The sequence below is a fragment of the Amycolatopsis sp. FU40 genome (genome assembly GCF_021903635.1).
Classification (GTDB): domain Bacteria; phylum Actinomycetota; class Actinomycetes; order Mycobacteriales; family Pseudonocardiaceae; genus Amycolatopsis; species Amycolatopsis dendrobii.
On the sequence record NZ_CP091381.1, the window covers coordinates 349991 to 366378 of the forward strand.

At 68.9% G+C, this 16388-nt stretch carries 16 protein-coding genes; 12 read left to right on the forward strand and 4 right to left on the reverse strand.

Annotated features, from left to right (window positions below; all coding sequences use genetic code 11):
- The first annotated feature begins 30 nt into the window (after window positions 1-30).
- Window positions 31-1560 (forward strand): acyl-CoA synthetase, encoded by a 1530-nt coding sequence (locus tag L3Q65_RS02870; RefSeq protein WP_182890685.1) that lies wholly within the window; start codon window positions 31-33, stop codon window positions 1558-1560.
- 58 nt (window positions 1561-1618) lie between these two features.
- Here the strand turns inward: L3Q65_RS02870 and L3Q65_RS02875 are convergent, their stop codons facing one another.
- Window positions 1619-2407: a crotonase/enoyl-CoA hydratase family protein gene (locus L3Q65_RS02875; protein ID WP_237598725.1), complete on the reverse strand. Its 789-nt coding sequence runs from the start codon at window positions 2405-2407 to the stop codon at window positions 1619-1621.
- Window positions 2408-2472: 65 nt separating this feature from the next.
- Between L3Q65_RS02875 and L3Q65_RS02880 the strand changes: the two genes are divergently transcribed.
- Both L3Q65_RS02880 and L3Q65_RS02885 read left to right on the forward strand, forming a co-directional pair.
- The gene (locus tag L3Q65_RS02880; protein WP_182890683.1) at window positions 2473-4068 is read left to right on the forward strand and encodes an acyl-CoA synthetase; all 1596 of its coding nucleotides are present in this window, start codon (window positions 2473-2475) and stop codon (window positions 4066-4068) included.
- A gap of 8 nt (window positions 4069-4076) precedes the next feature.
- The gene (locus L3Q65_RS02885) at window positions 4077-5183 is read left to right on the forward strand and encodes a nitronate monooxygenase family protein (protein WP_182890682.1); all 1107 of its coding nucleotides are present in this window, start codon (window positions 4077-4079) and stop codon (window positions 5181-5183) included.
- Window positions 5184-5186: 3 nt separating this feature from the next.
- On the opposite strand, the gene L3Q65_RS02890 is transcribed toward L3Q65_RS02885, so the two are convergent.
- The gene (locus L3Q65_RS02890; RefSeq protein ID WP_237598726.1) at window positions 5187-6080 is read right to left on the reverse strand and encodes an alpha/beta hydrolase; all 894 of its coding nucleotides are present in this window, start codon (window positions 6078-6080) and stop codon (window positions 5187-5189) included.
- 62 nt (window positions 6081-6142) lie between these two features.
- On the opposite strand from L3Q65_RS02890, the gene L3Q65_RS02895 reads away from it, so the two are divergent.
- Window positions 6143-6604: a MarR family winged helix-turn-helix transcriptional regulator gene (locus L3Q65_RS02895; protein ID WP_182890680.1), complete on the forward strand. Its 462-nt coding sequence runs from the start codon at window positions 6143-6145 to the stop codon at window positions 6602-6604.
- A gap of 515 nt (window positions 6605-7119) precedes the next feature.
- On the opposite strand, the gene L3Q65_RS02900 is transcribed toward L3Q65_RS02895, so the two are convergent.
- Window positions 7120-7929 carry a trypsin-like serine protease gene (locus L3Q65_RS02900; RefSeq protein WP_237598727.1) on the reverse strand — a complete coding sequence of 270 codons (810 nt, stop codon included), beginning with the start codon at window positions 7927-7929 and terminating at the stop codon, window positions 7120-7122.
- A gap of 293 nt (window positions 7930-8222) precedes the next feature.
- Window positions 8223-9440 (reverse strand): APC family permease, encoded by a 1218-nt coding sequence (locus L3Q65_RS02905; RefSeq protein WP_237598728.1) that lies wholly within the window; start codon window positions 9438-9440, stop codon window positions 8223-8225.
- 75 nt (window positions 9441-9515) lie between these two features.
- Here L3Q65_RS02905 and L3Q65_RS02910 point away from each other — a divergent pair, with 75 nt between their 5' ends.
- The 8 genes from L3Q65_RS02910 (at window position 9516) to L3Q65_RS02945 (ending at window position 16364) form a co-directional block, all read left to right on the forward strand.
- Window positions 9516-10292: a GntR family transcriptional regulator gene (locus L3Q65_RS02910; RefSeq protein ID WP_182890678.1), complete on the forward strand. Its 777-nt coding sequence runs from the start codon at window positions 9516-9518 to the stop codon at window positions 10290-10292.
- Between the two features lie 57 nt (window positions 10293-10349).
- Window positions 10350-10730 carry a DoxX family protein gene (locus L3Q65_RS02915; protein ID WP_182890677.1) on the forward strand — a complete coding sequence of 127 codons (381 nt, stop codon included), beginning with the start codon at window positions 10350-10352 and terminating at the stop codon, window positions 10728-10730.
- 105 nt (window positions 10731-10835) lie between these two features.
- Window positions 10836-11954, forward strand: coding sequence for a TIGR03364 family FAD-dependent oxidoreductase (locus L3Q65_RS02920; protein ID WP_237598729.1), 1119 nt, complete (start codon window positions 10836-10838; stop codon window positions 11952-11954).
- Window positions 11948-12634 carry a phosphonatase-like hydrolase gene (locus L3Q65_RS02925; protein WP_237601034.1) on the forward strand — a complete coding sequence of 229 codons (687 nt, stop codon included), beginning with the start codon at window positions 11948-11950 and terminating at the stop codon, window positions 12632-12634. The genes L3Q65_RS02920 and L3Q65_RS02925 overlap by 7 nt, the downstream gene beginning before the upstream one ends.
- Window positions 12631-13665 (forward strand): 2-aminoethylphosphonate ABC transporter substrate-binding protein, encoded by a 1035-nt coding sequence (locus L3Q65_RS02930; protein ID WP_237598730.1) that lies wholly within the window; start codon window positions 12631-12633, stop codon window positions 13663-13665. The genes L3Q65_RS02925 and L3Q65_RS02930 overlap by 4 nt, the downstream gene beginning before the upstream one ends.
- Window positions 13662-14729 (forward strand): ABC transporter ATP-binding protein, encoded by a 1068-nt coding sequence (locus L3Q65_RS02935; protein WP_237598731.1) that lies wholly within the window; start codon window positions 13662-13664, stop codon window positions 14727-14729. Before L3Q65_RS02930 ends, L3Q65_RS02935 begins: the two co-directional genes overlap by 4 nt.
- Window positions 14726-15589, forward strand: a complete 864-nt coding sequence (locus L3Q65_RS02940; RefSeq protein ID WP_182890673.1) for a 2-aminoethylphosphonate ABC transporter permease subunit — start codon at window positions 14726-14728, stop codon at window positions 15587-15589. The genes L3Q65_RS02935 and L3Q65_RS02940 overlap by 4 nt, the downstream gene beginning before the upstream one ends.
- Window positions 15567-16364, forward strand: coding sequence for an ABC transporter permease (locus L3Q65_RS02945; RefSeq protein WP_182890672.1), 798 nt, complete (start codon window positions 15567-15569; stop codon window positions 16362-16364). Before L3Q65_RS02940 ends, L3Q65_RS02945 begins: the two co-directional genes overlap by 23 nt.
- Window positions 16365-16388: the final 24 nt, after the last annotated feature.

Below are 16388 nucleotides of genomic sequence, written 5' to 3' on the forward strand. Positions count from 1 at the left end.
TATGTGGAACGCGTTCTAGATTTGGGAGCTATGGACCTGGGACTGTGGACCATCGCCGCGGCCGAGCCCGCCCGGGTGGCGCTGGTGGATCCGGACGGGCGGGAAATTTCCTACGGCGACCTGACGGCGAAAGCCAACCGGTACGCCTCGGGGCTGCGCGAGCTCGGCCTCGGCGTCGGCGATTCGGTGGTGCTGCTGCTGCCGAACGGCGACGAACTGGTCGCGGCGTACTTCGCGGCGATCCAGACCGGGCTGTACGTGGTGGTGGTGAACTGGCATCTCGTCGGACCGGAAGTCGCGTACATCCTCGCCGACAGCGGAGCCAAGGCGTTTCTGGCGCACGAGCGGTTCGCCGATGTGGCGGTGGCTGCGGCCGACGAGGCTGAGTTGCCTGCTTCGGCGCGGTTCTCTGTCGGATCTGTGTCTGGCTTCCGTCGTGTCGAGGAGCTGGGCGCGGGGCTGGGCGATGGGCGGCCGGACAACAGGACGGCCGGCTCGCCGATGCTGTACACCTCGGGCACGACAGGGCGGCCCAAGGGCGTCAAGCGGCCGCTGACCGGGGCGGACCCGGATCAGGTGCCCGCGGCGTCCACGTGGTTCTTCGGAGTGTTCGGGCTGCAGCCGTTCGACGATCACGTGCATCTGTGCGGATCGCCGCTGTATCACACGGCGGTGCTCAACTTCGTGGCTATTTCGCTGCAGCTGGGACATGCCGCGGTGCTGATGGATCGTTGGGACGCCGAGGAAATGCTGCGGTTGATCGAGCGGCACCGGGTCACGCACAGCCACATGGTGCCGACGCAGTTCCGCCGGTTGCTGGCCCTGCCGGACGACGTGCGCGGGAAGTACGACCTGAGCTCGCTGCGCGTGATGATTCACGGGGCCGCGCCTTGTCCGCTCGAAGTGAAGCGGCAGATGCTCGAGTGGTGGGGACCTGTGGTCACCGAGTACTACGCGGCGACAGAGGGCGGCGGGACGGTGATTTCCGGCGAAGACTGGCTGCGCAAGCCGGGGTCGGTGGGATTGCCGTGGCCGGGGTCGACAATCCGGATTCTCGACGACGACGGGAACGAGGTGCCGACGGGCGAGACCGGCGCGGTGTACATGAAAATGGGCGACTCCAAGTTCGAGTACCACCGCGACAAGGCCAAGACGGAGAAGGCCCGGGTCGGGGATTTGTTCACCCTCGGTGACGTCGGGCATCTCGACGAGGACGGCTATTTGTTCCTGCACGACCGCAAGGCCGACATGATCATTTCCGGCGGGGTGAACATTTACCCGGCGGAGATCGAGGGCGAGCTGGTGATGCATCCGAAGGTCGCGGACGTCGCGGTGTTCGGGATTCCGCACGAGGACTGGGGCGAGGAGATCAAGGCGGTCGTGCAGCCCGCGGACGGGGTCGAGGGATCGCCGGAACTGACCTCGGAACTGCTCGCCTACGCGGAAACGCGGCTGGCCCGGTTCAAGCTGCCCAAGTCGGTGGACTACCTGCCCGAACTGCCCCGCGACCCCAACGGGAAGCTCTACAAACGCAAGCTGCGCGCCCAATACGTCTCCTGAAGGTACGTGCGGGGAACCCTGAGGGAATCAGATTCCCTCAGGGTTCCCCGCACGTATGTCAGCGGCCCTGGAAGTCGGGTTTGCGTTTTTCGGCGAAGGCTTTGGGGCCTTCTTTCGCGTCCGCGGAGGCGAAGACTTCGATGCCGTACTTGGCGTCCAGTTCGAAGGCTTCCTCCTCGTGCATGCCCTCGGTGTCGCGGATGGTCTTGAGGATCGCGCGTATCGCGAGCGGGCCGTTGTCGTTGATCAGTTCAGCGAGTTCCAGCGCGCGAGACAGCGCTTGACCGTCGGGGACGACGTGGCCCACCAGGCCGACGTCGCGTGCCTCTGCGGCGGTGATGTGCCTGCCGGTGAGGAGGAGGTCCGCGGCGACGGTGTACGGGATCTGCCTGGGCAGGCGCACGGCCGAACCGCCCATCGGGAACAGGCCCCAGCGGGGTTCCGAGACGCCGAATTTCGCGCTCTCCGCGGCCACCCGGATGTCCGTGCCTTGCAGGATTTCCGTGCCGCCCGCGATGGCCGGTCCTTCGACGGCCGCGATGAGCGGTTTGGTGAGCCGGCGGCCCTTCAGCAGGCCCTCGATGCGGCTCGGATCGAAGGAACCGTTCGAAAACGACTTGTCGGGGGCGTTGCGGGACATGGATTTCAGGTCCGCGCCCGCGCAGAACGCGCCGCCGGCTCCGGTCAGGACGCAACTGCGCACCTCGTCGTCGGAATCCACCCGGTCCCAGGCCTCGACCATGATCGCCAGCATTTCGCCGGTGAGGGCGTTGCGGGCTTCCGGGCGGTTCATCGTCACCACGAGCGTGCGGCCTTCGAGGCTGACGAGTGCGTGGGGTTCGGCCACCGGGGCCTCCTTCTCAGCTGGCCGGGGTCATTGCCCAGAACGATAACATGTTCTACTTTGGGTGAGTGGCACTCAACATCGCGGATCTACTCGAGCACGCCGTCGACGCCGTGCCGGAACGCGTCGCGGTCGTGTGCGGCGGACGCCAGGTCACCTTCGCGCAGCTGGAGAAACGCGCGAACCGGCTGGCGCACCACCTGGCCGCGCACGGCGTGGGACCCGGCTCCCACATCGGTGTCTATTCCCGGAACTCCATCGAGGCGCTGGAAACCATGTTCGCCGCGTACAAACTGCGCGCGATCGCGGTGAACGTGAACTACCGCTACGTCCACGGAGAACTCCGCTATCTGTTCACCAACGCCGACCTGGTGGCGCTGGTGCACGAGCGGCGCTACTCCGACCGGGTGGCGGCGGTGCTGCCGGAAACGCCAAAACTGAAACACGTTGTAGTCGTCGACGACGGTTCGGGCACGCCGTACGAGACGGGCGTCGAGTACGAGTCGGCGCTCGAGGGCGAGTCGGACGAACGCGACTTCGGCGAGCGCAGCGCCGACGATCTGTACATCCTCTACACCGGCGGCACCACCGGTTACCCCAAGGGCGTGCTGTGGCGGCACGAGGACATCTGGCGTGCGCTCGGCGGCGGCATCAACTTCGTCACCGGCGAGTACGTGCCGGACGAATGGACGCTCAGCGAACAAGGCAAATCCGGTTCGCTCGTACGGTTGCCGGCCGCTCCGTTGATCCACGGGGCCGCGCAGTGGGCCGCGTTCGGCGCGTTGTTCACCGGCAGCCCGGTGGTGTTCGTGCCGCAGTTCGACGCGCACGACGTGTGGCGCGCGGTGCAGGAACACAAGGTGCAGGTGCTGACGATCGTCGGCGACGCGATGGCGCGGCCGCTCGTGGACGCCTACCGCTCCGGCGATTACGACGCCTCGTCGCTGGTCGCGGTGTCGAGTCACGCGGCGCTGTTCTCGCATTCGGTGAAGCAGGAATTCCTGGAGATGCTGCCGAACGTCGTGATCACCGACGCGATCGGTTCGTCGGAGAGCGGCTTCACCGGAATCGGCATGGTGGGCAAGGATTCCGACCATTCCGCGGGTCCTCGGGTGAACTTCGGCAAGGACGCCATTCTGCTGGACGACGAAGGCGAAGTGGTCGAACCGAAACCCGGTGCGGTCGGGCTGATCGGCCGCCGCGGCCACGTCCCGCTCGGCTATTACGGCGACCCGGAGAAAACCCGCACCATTTTCACCGAAGTGGACGGCGTCCGTTACGTCGTGCCCGGCGACTACGCGCGCTACGAGGAAGACGGCACGGTGACGTTGCTGGGCCGGGGATCGCAGTGCGTGAACACCGGCGGCGAAAAGGTTTATCCGGAAGAAGTCGAGGGTGCGCTGAAATCGCATCCGGACGTTTTCGACGCACTGGTCATCGGCATCCCGGACGACCGGCTCGGCCAGCGCGTCGCCGCCGTCGTCCAGCCGCGTCCCGGCGTGCGGCCGGATCTGGCCGCGCTGGAAGCACACGTGCGGACCGAGGTCGCCGGATACAAGGTGCCGCGAACGGTGTGGCTGGCCGAGGAAATCGGCCGTTCGCCGAGCGGGAAGCCGGATTATCCGTGGGCCCAGCGGTACGCCGCCGAACACGAACCCGCCTAGGAGGGCGCATGCGCACATCGTTGTGCGACCGGTTCGGCATCGAGGTGCCGATCTTCGGATTCACCCCGTCGGAGCACGTCGCGGCCGCGATCAGCCGCGCGGGCGGCATGGGCGTACTGGGCTGCGTCCGGTTCAACGACGCCGCCGAACTCGACGCGGTGCTGTCCTGGATGGACGAAAACACCGACGGAAAGCCTTACGGCGTCGACATCGTGATGCCGGCGAAGATCCCGTCCGAAGGCACCCAGACCGACCTGAACGAACTGATCCCGCCGGGACACCGGGAATTTGTCGATAAAGTGCTGAAGGACCTCGCGGTCCCGCCGCTGCCCGACGACACCGACGAACGCGCCGGGGTGCTGGGCTGGCTGCACTCGGTCGCCCGGTCCCATGTGGACGTCGCGCTGAACCACCGGATCAGCCTGATCGCCAACGCACTGGGCTCGCCCCCGGTCGACGTGATCACCCGCGCCCACGACGCGGGCGTCCCGGTGGCAGCCCTGGCCGGAAAGGGCTCGCACGCGGCTCGGCACGTCGACAACGGCGTGGACCTCGTTGTCGCGCAAGGGCATGAGGCAGGCGGCCACACCGGCGAGATCGCGACCATGGTGCTGGTCCCGGAAATCGTCGACGCGGTCGGCGACCGCGCCCCGGTCCTGGCGGCCGGAGGAATCGGCTCCGGCCGCCAGGTCGCCGCCGCACTGGCCTTGGGCGCGTCGGGCGCGTGGATGGGCTCGTACTGGCTCGCGACGCGGGAGTACCTCCAGACGATGCCCGAATCGGAGGCAATGCAGAACGCGCTGGTCGCGGCGACCTCGGCGGACACCGTCCGGACGCGGATCTACACGGGCAAGCCCGCCCGCCTGCTGAAGACCCGCTGGACGGAGGCATGGGCGGCGCCGGGTGCGCCGGAACCGCTGCCGATGCCGCTGCAGAACCTGCTGGTTTCCCACGCGCACAACCGGATCCACGCCGCCGCGGACCCGTCGGTGGTGTCGATGCCGGTGGGCCAGATCGTCGGCAGGATGGACCGGGTCCGCCCGGTGGCCGAGGTGATGGCGGATCTGGTGCAGGGGTTCGACGAGACGGTTTCCCGGCTGGACAAGCTCCGCTGAGCTTCAGGCGAGGCGCTGCTTGATGAAGAGGGCGGCCCGGTCCAGGGCTTGGCCTGCTTCGTCGAGGGTGTCGGTGAAGGTCTGGAAGACGTGCGGGACGTCGGCGGTGATGTCGAGGATCACGTCGACGTCCGCCTCGCGGGCGCGTTCGGCCAGCCGGACCGAATCGTCCAGCAGGACCTCGTTCGTGCCGACCTGCAGCAGGATCGGCGGGAAGCCGGTCAGGTCGGCGTGGACCGCCGGGGCGAGGAGCGGCTGGGCGGGGTCCGCGTCCGCCCGGTACAGCTCGCCGGTCTTGCTCATGCCTTCCCTGGTGAAGAAGGGGTCCGCGGCTTCCTTTGCCACCATGGACGCGCCGGAACAGGTGTGGTCGAGCCCCGGCGAGAACGCGACGATCCCGGCGGGCATCGGCAGTCCCGCGTCGCGCGCGGCGAGGGTTGTGGTTACGGACAGGCCGCCGCCCGCGGAGTCGCCCGCGAAGACGATCGAGGACGGGTCGTTGTCTTCCAGGAGACTGCGGTAGGCGGCGAGGCCGTCTTCGATCCCGGCCGGGAACGGATGCTCGGGCGCGAGCCGGTAATCCAGCGAGAGAGCGCGGATTCCGGTCCGCAGGACCAGATTCGCGGTCAACGCCATCGCGGTGTGCGGCGAACCCAGCGAGAACGACCCGCCGTGGAAGTACAGGATCGTGCCCGGCAGCGGTGTTGTCGGCGGTTCGACGAGGACCGCCGGTCTCCCGGCGAGCGCGGCCGGAGTTTCCCGATGCTCGGTCGGCACGGGGTACTGGCTCATGAGCCTGGCGAACCCGGCCCGCATCTGGTCGATCGAAGACGCTTCGGGCTGCTCCGGTGCGTTCCGCAGCTTCTCGTCGATGGCGCGGCGCTGTTCCCTGCTCATCCGCTTCTCCTCAAAATTCCTTGGAAGTATATGCCGTGGCATCTAATGCTAGACTATATGCCATGGAAGGTACTTCGGCGAACGAGCAGCTCTTCGACCATCTCGTGCGCTGCGAGACCCGGATCTACAACGCGCTGGCCGAGGGCCTCAAGGCCGAACACGGCATCGGCGCGGCGCAGTTCGAGTTCCTGCAGTACCTGGGACGGCATCCGCAGTCGCGGGTGGCGGACCTCGCGGTGAACTTCGCCGTCGGGATCGGAGCGACCAGCAAGGGCGTCGACCGGCTCGAAGCACGCGGCTGGGTGCGCCGGGTGCCGAACCCGGAGGACCGGCGGTCGTCGCTCGTCGAGCTGACCCCCGCCGGGCGGGAGCTGACCGAGGCGATGGAGAAGACGTTCCGAAACCAGCTCGACGTGCTCATCGGCTCGGTGGTGGGGGAGGACCGGGCCGCGGGGGTCATCGCGGTGCTCGCCGAGTTGCGGGGGGCGCTGGAGGAGCGCGGGGTCGGGCTTCCGGCGGGCTAGGGTTCGCGGATTCCGGTGGCGGGATCCCGAGCGGGCGCGAGAGCGCTTGGTGCGGGTCAGATGCCTGCCCGGCGGTTTCCGAGGGCGGGGGCTCGCATCGCTGCCGTGCCCCGGCGGGGTGGAGGCGGAATGCCGGGCTTGGGTGGCTGGCCTGCGGTTTCCGTGAGGGAGATCTGCGCCGCTCGTTCGGGAGGCCGCGCGACTTGCTGCGGATTGGCCCGCGGTTTCAGGCAGTGGAGACCGCGCTGTTCGCCGGGTGCGGAGGGGCGCGCAGCTTGGTTGCCCGTCTCGCGACTCCGCGTGGTGCGGAGCCCGAGTTTTGCCGCACTCTGGCGCGTTAGGCGAGCGGAACCCGGCGACGTGGCAGCGCCGCCTTCATCCCAGCCGGAGGTTCGCGAGCCACACCCTCCCGCACCCGAGTGCAGGCGTAGTCAGCCGTGCCGCCCCGGGAAGACACTGCACAAGCCAGGTGCGGAACCCCAGCGGAGTCCCGCACCCGGCTCGTCACAGCGGGGTCAGATCTTCCCGGCCGCAGCGGCGATGTCGGAGGCGAACGTGCTCACCTCGGTGTACACGCCGGGCGCGTGGGCCCTCGCGCAGCCGTCGCCCCAGCTGACGATGCCGACCTGGATCCATTCGCCCGCGCCGTCGCGGCGGAACATCGGGCCGCCCGAGTCGCCCTGGCAGGTGTCGACGCCGCCGGTGTCGAGTTTGCCCGCGCACAGTTCCGCGTCCGGCTTCAGGTCGGCGTAGTCGCCGCCCTGGGACTGGCACGTCGAGTCGTCCACGAAGGGGACCTCGGCCTTCAGCAGGTAGCGCTGCTGTGCGCCGCCTTCCTGGGCCGCGCCCCAGCCGGCGATGGTGAACGTGCCGGAGTTGTTGTCGGCGTTCTTCGCGATCGGCAGCGTCGGGATGCCGCTCACCGGGCTCGCCAGCTTGATCAGCGCCCAGTCGCCGCCGGTGGAGTCGTACGTCGGGGACCGGTAGACGTAGGTCGAACGCACCTTCTTCGCGCTCGAGCTCTGCAGATCGACCACGCCGAGCGTCGCGGTGATCGACGAGTCCGCTCCGGTGCGGTCGACGCAGTGCGCGGCGGTCAGCACGATCTGGTCCGTGTACAGCGCGCCGCCGCAGCCCATCGAAAGCCGGACCATCCACGGGAATTCCCCTTGGTCGGCGCGCGTCCCGCCGACGACCTGAGGCTCCGCGCCCGGCGACGGCGGCGTCGACGCCGCGGCGGGCGTCGCCAGTCCGGCGGCGGCCGCGAGTGCTGCCGCGCCGGCCAGGACTCGCGTGAGCATGCTGAAGTTTCGCTTGTCGGCCAAGGGGATTGTCCTTCCGGTGTCCACAGTGGAGCTTCCGCTCCCGGGGCGGGGAGGTGTCGTGTGGTGACGAATCGACTACACCAGAGCGGCGGTAAGTGGACAACCAACTTTCTTCGGATCTTTCGGATTCTTCACCGGATCCGGCAGATTCCGGCCTCGGGGACGACGATAAAAAGCAGCCTTGACCTGGGGGTCTGTGAAAATCGGAGTAGCCGGGCGGAGACGGAGCGAGGGGGACTTTCGCGCACCGCCCACGGCGAGCAGTGCGCGATCCCCTGCCGGAAAGCAAAAACTCAGCGCACAACCCCTCGACGGCGCACCAAGTACGCCACCGCGCCCAGCCCCAGCACCAAACACCCGCTGATCACCGAGGCGGCCGGCAAACTGAAGGCCAGCACCGCGCATCCCGCCAACCCGCCAGCCGCGACCGCCTTCGGCGCGGCCCCCTCGTCCCGGCGCAGCGTCAACGCGGAAGCGTTCGCCACGGCGTAATAGGCCAGCACCGCGAAGGACGAAAACCCAATCGCACCACGCAAATCCGTCGTCGTCGCCAGTACCGCGACCACCACGCCCACCGTCAGCTCAGCCCGGTGCGGAACCGAAAACCGAGGATGCACCGCGGCCAAGAACCGCGGCAGATGCCCGTCCCGCGCCATCGCGAGCGTCGTCCGCGAAACGCCCAGCACCAAAGCCAGCAACGAACCCAGCGCGGCCACCACGGCGCCGACCCGAACCACTGGCGACAGCCACGGCACGGCCGAAGCGAGCGGGTCGGAACTCGCGCCGATCCCGTCTGGTCCCAACGTCACCAGCAGCACCGCCGCCACCACGGCGTACACCACGAGCGTCAGTCCCAAAGCGAGCGGAATGGCTCGCGGAATCGTGCGTGCCGGGTCGCGGACTTCCTCGCCAAGAGTGGCCAGCCGGGCATAACCGGCGAAGGCGAAAAACAGCAACCCGGCCGCTTCGAGCACACCGCCGCCGTGAAATGGCATCCACGGGGAAACGTGCGTGCCGGAAAATCCGAAAACCGCGACCAGGGTGAGCACCACGAGGGTGATGCAAACGATCACCCGGGTCGCCAAAGCGGACCGGTGCACGCCGAGATAATTCACGCCGGTGACCACACCGATCACGCCCACCGCGAGCAGGCTCCGCCAAGGCTGGCCGAGCCCGGGCGCGGCGTAAGCGACGACGGTCAGCGTCATGGCCGCGCAGCTCGCCGTTTTCCCGGCGACGAAACCCCAACCCGCTATGTATCCCCAAAATTCACCCAGGCGAGCGCGTCCGTACACATAAGTGCCACCGGATTCCGGATACAGCGCGGCAAGCCGGGCGGAGGAAGTCGCGTTGCAGTACGCGACTAGCGCGGCCACGGCGAGCGCGGGCAGCAATCCCGAACCCGCAGCACGCGCAGCGGGAGCGAACGCGGCGAAAACGCCGGCGCCGATCATCGAACCGAGTCCGATGAATACAGCGTCGGCGAGGCCTAACCGGCGGGCCAAAGGCATTGCGGGGTCCTCCCGTGGGGTCAGTTCGCGAGACAGCGAACCACGTGCCGCGCGTCTGGCATAGGCTCGGGTCTCGTGCCCACGTCTTCGCCGCTGTCCCGCCTGTCCGCCGACGGACCGGTTCGCGACGGCATCCCGGATCACGGCCGCGTGCCGCGCTACTACGCGGTGAAGGTCGAACTGCTGGCCGTCATCGCCGAATTGGGCGAAGGGAGCGCGCTGCCCACAGAACGCGAACTGTGCGAACGGTTCGAGGTGTCCCGCGCGACAGTCCGGCAAGCGGTCGGCGAGTTGGTCCTCGAAGGCAGGCTCTCGCGACGGCAGGGGAGCGGCACGTACGTCGCCGCGCCGAAGCTGGTCCAGCCGCTCGCGCTCGTCAGCTACACCGAAGGCCTGCGCCGCCAAGGGATCCGTCCCGGCCGCACGCTGATCACGCTCGAACGCCGCGCCGCGGGTACTGGGTTGGCCGCCGACCTGCGGATCGAACCGGCTGCCGAGGTGATCCACCTGGAACGCGTCCTGCTCGCCGACGACGAACGCGTCGGCCTCGAATCGACCTTCCTCCGCGCCGACAAGTTCCCCACGCTGCCGGAGGATTTCGACCCGGAGCAGTCGCTGTACGCGTACCTGCGCGACGAACTGGGCGTCGTCTTCGACGGGGCCGAGGAACGCGTGGAGACCGTCCTCGCGACACCTCGCGAGGCGCTGCTCATCGGTACGAACCCGGCGCTGCCGATGCTGCTGATGCACCGGGTGTCGTGGGGTCCGGACGGCGAGCCGTTCGAGCGGGTCCGGTCGCTTTACCGCGGGGACCGGCTGAGTTTCGTGACGCGACTGAGCCGTGTCGAGTAGCTGTCACACCCGGTGCCGCCAGTTCGTTCCCTCCGCAGCGAACGGAGGGAACGAACCATGGAGATCGCACTGTGGACCGCTCAGGCGGCTCTGGCTTTGCTTTTCGCTTTGTCCGGCGTGCTGAAGTCGACGATGTCGCGGCGACGGCTGATCGAGACCGGGCAAACCGGCGTGGCCGCGTATCCGATGCCGGTCGTGCGCTTCGCCGCGATCTGCGAACTCGTCGCGGTGGCCGGGCTGATCCTGCCGAGGCTGACCGGGATCGCCCCGGCTCTCACCGGGTGGGCGGCGATCGGCCTGGCGGTGGTGATGGTCGGCGCGATGGCGGGGCACTGGCGGCTGGCCGTCACCGAGCACCGCCCGGCGGAGTACCGCAATGTCGCGGCGAACGTCGTGATCCTGGCGGTGTGCGTGTTCGTCGCGGCGGGCCGCCTGTGAAGATAACAGAACGATAACTCATCCGGTCCAATATTCGAGGCTGCTTCACCTGGCGTTCCCCGTGCCGACAGGCTCCGTTGAGCGCGGGCGGCGACTGTTGCGGCCGTGCGAATCCTCATCGTTGGCGGCGGCGTGCTCGGCACCCAGCACGCCTGGCAGGCCGTGGAACGCGGCCACGAAGTCCTCCAGCTCGAACGCGAGCCGGAGGCGCGCGGCGCGTCCGTCCGCAACTTCGGGCTGGTCTGGGTCGGCGGTCGGGCCGCCGGTCCGGAGCTGGAGACGGCGGTGCGCGCCCGGGAGCTGTGGGAGCGGATCGGCGAACGCGTGCCCGCGCTGGGTTTCCGGCCCAACGGCTCGCTGACGGTCGTCCGCACCGACGCCGAACTGGCCGTCGCGGAGGAGGTCGTCGCCGGGCCGGAGGCGGCGGAGCGCGGCTTCAAACTCCTCGACGCGAAGGAAACCCGGGCGCTGAACCCGGCTCTGCGCGGCAATTTCTCCGGCGCGTTGTGGTGCGAGCGCGACGCGGCCGTCGAACCGCGGACGGCGCAGCCCGCGCTCCGTGAAGCACTCAAGGCGAGCGGGCGTTACCGCTGGCTGCCGGGCCGCGAGGTGCGGAACCTGACGGAAAACGGCGTCGTTGACGATCACGGCGAGCGGCACGAAGGCGACGTCGTCGTGTTCTGCACCGGCGCGTGGCTCGGCGGGTTGGTCCGCGAGATCGCGGGCGAGATCCCGGTGCGGCGAGTCCGGCTGCAGATGGCGCAGACCGAACCGTTCGACGAACCGTTGCCCACCAGCGTCGCGGACGGCGACAGTTTCCGGTACTACCCGGCCTACCGCGGTGCGGCGCTCGACGCGATGAACGAAGGCCAGCCGCAGGGCGAGGTCGCCGCGCAGAACGCGATGCAGTTGCTGATGGTGCAGCGTCGCGACGGCTCGCTCACCATCGGCGACACGCACGAGTACGCGCAGCCGTTCACCTTCGACGTCACCGAAGACTCGTACGAACACCTTGCCGAAGTGGCGGGCGCGCTGCTCGGCCGGCCGCTGCCGAAGATCCGCCGCCGCTGGGCCGGCGTCTACGCGCAGGCAACCGACCAGGCCGCGGTGGTCCACCGGGAACGCTTGTCCGACAACGCTTTCCTCGTCACCGGTCCCGGCGGCCGGGGGATGACCTGCTCGCCCGCAATCGCCGAAGACACCGCAAAGGAGCTGGGCTGGTGACCACCGAACTCGTCGTGCTCGACATGGCCGGAACCACCGTCGCGGACGACGGGCTGGTCGAACGCGCCTTCACCGCGGCGATCGCCGCCGCCGGAGTGTCCGAAGAGGACGAACGGTACGCCGGAATGCTCGACTACGTCCGGGAAACCATGGGCCAGTCGAAGATCGCCGTGTTCCGCGCGCTGCTCGGCGACGAAGACCTCGCCCAGCGCGCGAACGCCGAATTCGAGGGTTCGTACGGACGGCTGGTCGCGGCCGGGGAGTGCAAGCCGATCCCCGGTGCCGAGGAAACCATCCGCGGCCTGCGCGAGAACGGCGTTCGCGTCGCGCTGACCACCGGTTTCGCGCCCACGACTCAGCGCGCGCTGCTGGACGCGCTCGGCTGGCACGACCTTGCCGACCTCGCGCTCGCGCCCGGCGACGGCGTGCGCGGCCGTCCGTATCCCGACTTGATCCTCGCTGTCGCACTGAAGCTCAAGGTCGCCGACGTCCGCAATATCGCGGTGGTCGGCGACACTCCCACTGATGTCCGCACCGGCCTCGCCGCTGGTGCCGGAATCGTCGCCGGAGTGCTCACCGGCGCCAGCAACCGCGCCGACCTGGAAGCGGCAGGCGCGACCCACGTTCTCGACTCCGTCTCCGCCCTCCCCGCTGTCCTTGAAGGAGCCACCCAGTCATGAGAATCCGGAAAGCGACCGTCGTCGCTCTCGTCGCTGCCCTCGCCGGCCTCCTGTCCGCGTGCGGCGGCACAGCGGGCGGCGCGTCCGGCGATCAGACCGTCACCGTGTACACCGCGGATGGCCTGGAGGACTGGTACAACGCCCGGTTCGCCGAGTTCAAGCAGCAGACCGGGATCACCGTCCAGGCCGTCACCGCCGGGTCCGCCGAGGTCGTTTCGCGCGTGGGCAAGGAAAAAGCCAACACCCAGGCCGACGTTCTCGTGACGCTCCCGCCGTTCGTCCAGCAGGCGGCGAAGGAGGGCCTGCTCGCCGCGTCCGCCCCGAAGGGCGTCGACCAGGTCCCGGCCGCGCAGAAGGACCCGCAGGGCCGCTACTACGCGCTGATGAACAACTACCTCAGCTTCATCTACAACCCGCAGCAGGCGAACCCGGCTCCGAAGAGCTGGAACGACCTGCTCGACCCGAAGTACAAGGGCAAGCTCCAGTACTCGACGCCGGGCGAGGCGGGCGACGGCACCGCGGTGCTGCTGCAGGCCCAGCACGTGTTCGGCGACCAGGGCGCGCTCGACTACCTCGGCCGCTTGCAGGCGAACAACGTCGGGCCGTCGTCGTCCACCGGCAAGCTGCAGCCGAAGGTCGCGAAGGGCGAGGTGCTCGTCGCCAACGGGGACCTGCAGATGAACCTCGCCGAGATCGACAAGAGCGGCGGGTTCTCGGTGTTCTTCCCCGCCGACGCGCAGGGCAAGCGGTCCACCTTCGCCCTGCCGTACTTCGCCGGCCTGGTCAACAACGCGCCACACGCGGACAACGCGCGCAAGCTGCTCGACTTCCTGTTCTCGCCGGAAACCCAGGCGAAAGCCAGCGACGCGTACGGCATCCCGGCCCGTTCCGACGTCAAACCGCAGGGCCCGAAGGCGGAGAAGATCACCGCCGCGATGTCCGGAGTGGACATCTGGACCCCGGACTGGAACTCAGTCCTCGGCCGCCTCGACGCCGACCTCGCCGCGTACCGGAAGGCCACCGGACAGTGACTCCGGCAGTGGAGTTCCGCGGCGTATCCGTCCACTTCGGAGCGACGCAAGCGCTTGCCCCGCTGGACCTCTCGGTCGCCCGCGGCGAAACGCTCGCACTGCTGGGACCGTCCGGCTCCGGCAAGTCGACCGCGCTCAAGGCGCTCGCCGGATTCCTCCGGCCGAGCGCCGGACGGGTGCTGCTCGACGGCCAGGACGTCACCGACCTGCCGCCGCACCGGCGTGGTCTCGGCGTGGTGGTGCAGAGTTACGCGCTGTTCCCGCACCAGCGGGTCGCCGACAACGTCGCGTTTGGACTGAAGGCGCGGAAGACGCGCCGGGCGGACGTGCCGAAGCGCGTCGGCGAGGTGCTGGAACTGGTCGGGATGAGCGAGTACGCGCGCCGCTATCCGTGTGAGCTGTCCGGTGGGCAGCAGCAGCGGGTGGCGTTGGCGCGGGCCCTCGCGATCCGGCCCAACGTGCTGCTGCTCGACGAACCACTGTCCGCATTGGACGCCGCATTGCGCGAGGACATGGTCGCGGAACTGCTGCGGCTGCGGGCCGAATTGCCGGATACGACGCTGATCTACGTCACTCACGACCAGAGCGAAGCTCTCGCGCTCGCCGACCGGATCGCGGTGCTGCGCGACTCGCGGCTGGTCGAACTCGGTCCGTGTGAACAGCTCTACCGCCGTCCGGCCACGGAGTTCACCGCGAGCTTCCTCGGCGCGGCGAACCTGATCCCGGTCGAATTGGTGCGAGCGGACGGCTCGGTCGCGACAGTCCGGCTGGCTGGGCGGGAACTGTCCGCCGAACCGTCCGGCACGCTCCAACCGGAGCGGCCGGTGGCGCTCGGCGTGCGGCCGCACCGGATCTCGGTCGGCGAACCCGGACCGGACACTTTCCCAGCGCTGGTGCGCGGTGTGCAGTGGCGCGGTTCCGGTTACCGGCTCGACCTGCGGCTCACCGACGAGGTCTGCGACATCCGCGCCGAGGTGCCGGACAGTCCGGTGCTGCCCGCGGTCGGCGACCGGGTCGGGGTGTCCATTCCGGACGGCTGCCCGCTGGTGGGGGTGGGCGGATGACCGGCCTCGCCCTCGGCGCCGCTGCGGTCGCTCCGGCCCGCCGCAATACCCGGCCCCGCCGGTACCGGATCGGCTGGCTGCTCCCGCCCGCGATCGTGGTCGCCGGGTTTTTCGGCTATCCGCTGGTGCTGGTGATCCTGCAGTCCCTCACCGCGCAGGACGGTAGTTTCGGGCTTTCGGTGTGGACGCAAGTGCTGTCGTCGCCGGAATTCGGCCGCGCGGTGTGGCAGACGGTGTCGCTGGCCTTGGGTTCCACCGTGGGTTGTGTCCTGCTCGGCGGGTTTCTCGCGCTGGTTGTCGCATTCGTCCCGTTTCCCGGGGCGACACTGCTGGCCCGGCTCGTGGACACGGTGCTGGCATTCCCTTCGTTCCTGATCGCGCTGGCCTTCACCTTCCTTTACGGCGGCGCGGGAGTCTTCGGCACCGCTGGGTTTCTGTACTCGCCGTGGGGTGTGCTGCTGGCTGAGATCACCTTCTACACGCCGTTCGTGATGCGGCCCGCGCTTGCCGCGTTCAGCCAAGTTCCGTCGGCGCAGTTGGACGTGGCGGCGAGTCTCGGCGCGCGGCCCGGCCGAGTGCTGTGGCGCGTTGTGCTGCCGGAAGCGTTGCCGTCGCTCGCGTCCGGCGCGTGTCTGGTGCTGCTGTTGACGATGAACGAGTTCGGCATCGTGCTGTTCCTCGGCGCCAAGGGCGTCTCGACCCTGCCGATGCTGGTGTACGGCAAGGGAATCGTCACGTTCGACTTCCCGGCCGCCTCCGTGGTCGCGGTGGTGAATGTGGTGCTGTCGCTGGTGCTCTACACGGTTTACCGGCGAGCGGTCGGGAAAGGGGGACGTCGTGCTGTTGTGGACGCGGCGTAGCCGGTTGCTGGTGTGGCTGGTGTTCGGCGTGGTTTTCCTCGGGGTGGTGGCCGCGCCGCTGGTGATGAGCGTGCTGGCGTCGTTCGCCGGGAGCTGGACCGGCGTGCTGCCCAGCGGGCTCACCGGGGCGCATTACACCGAGGCGCTGTCTGGCGAGACGTTCGCGAGCTTGTCGGTGAGCGTGCAGACCGGGGTGATCACGTCGCTGGTGTCGGTGCTGCTCGGAACCTGGGCCGCGCTCGCCGTCGACCACGCGCCGCCGCGGCTGCGCCGGATCGCGGATTCGCTGTTCCACCTGCCGATCGCGGTGCCGTCGGTGGTGCTGGGCCTGGCCTTGCTGGTGGCGTTCAGCCGTCCGCCGGTGGCGTTCAACGGCACGCGCTGGATCGTCCTGGCCGGACACTTGATGATTCTGCTGCCCTTCGCCTACAGCACGGTTTCAGCGGCGCTGCAACGCGTTGATCCGCTGCTCGCGCAGGCCGCGGCGAGTCTCGGCGCGCGTCCGTTGCGGGTGTTGCTGCGCGTCCGGTTGCCGGTGCTGGTGCCCGCGATGTCGGCTTCGGCCGGTTTGGCGCTGGCGATGTCGATGGGGGAATTGGGCGCGACGATGATGCTGTACCCGCCGGACTGGCGGACGCTCCCGGCGACCATTTTCTCCCTCACTGACCGGGGACAGGTGTTTCTCGCGTCGGCGAGCACGGTGCTGTTGCTGGTGGTGACGCTGGCCGGGGTGGTGCTGCTGGGGTTGGTGCGGGGGCGGGCTTCGGCCCGGTGAAATAGTTTTCCCGCTCGGATGCAA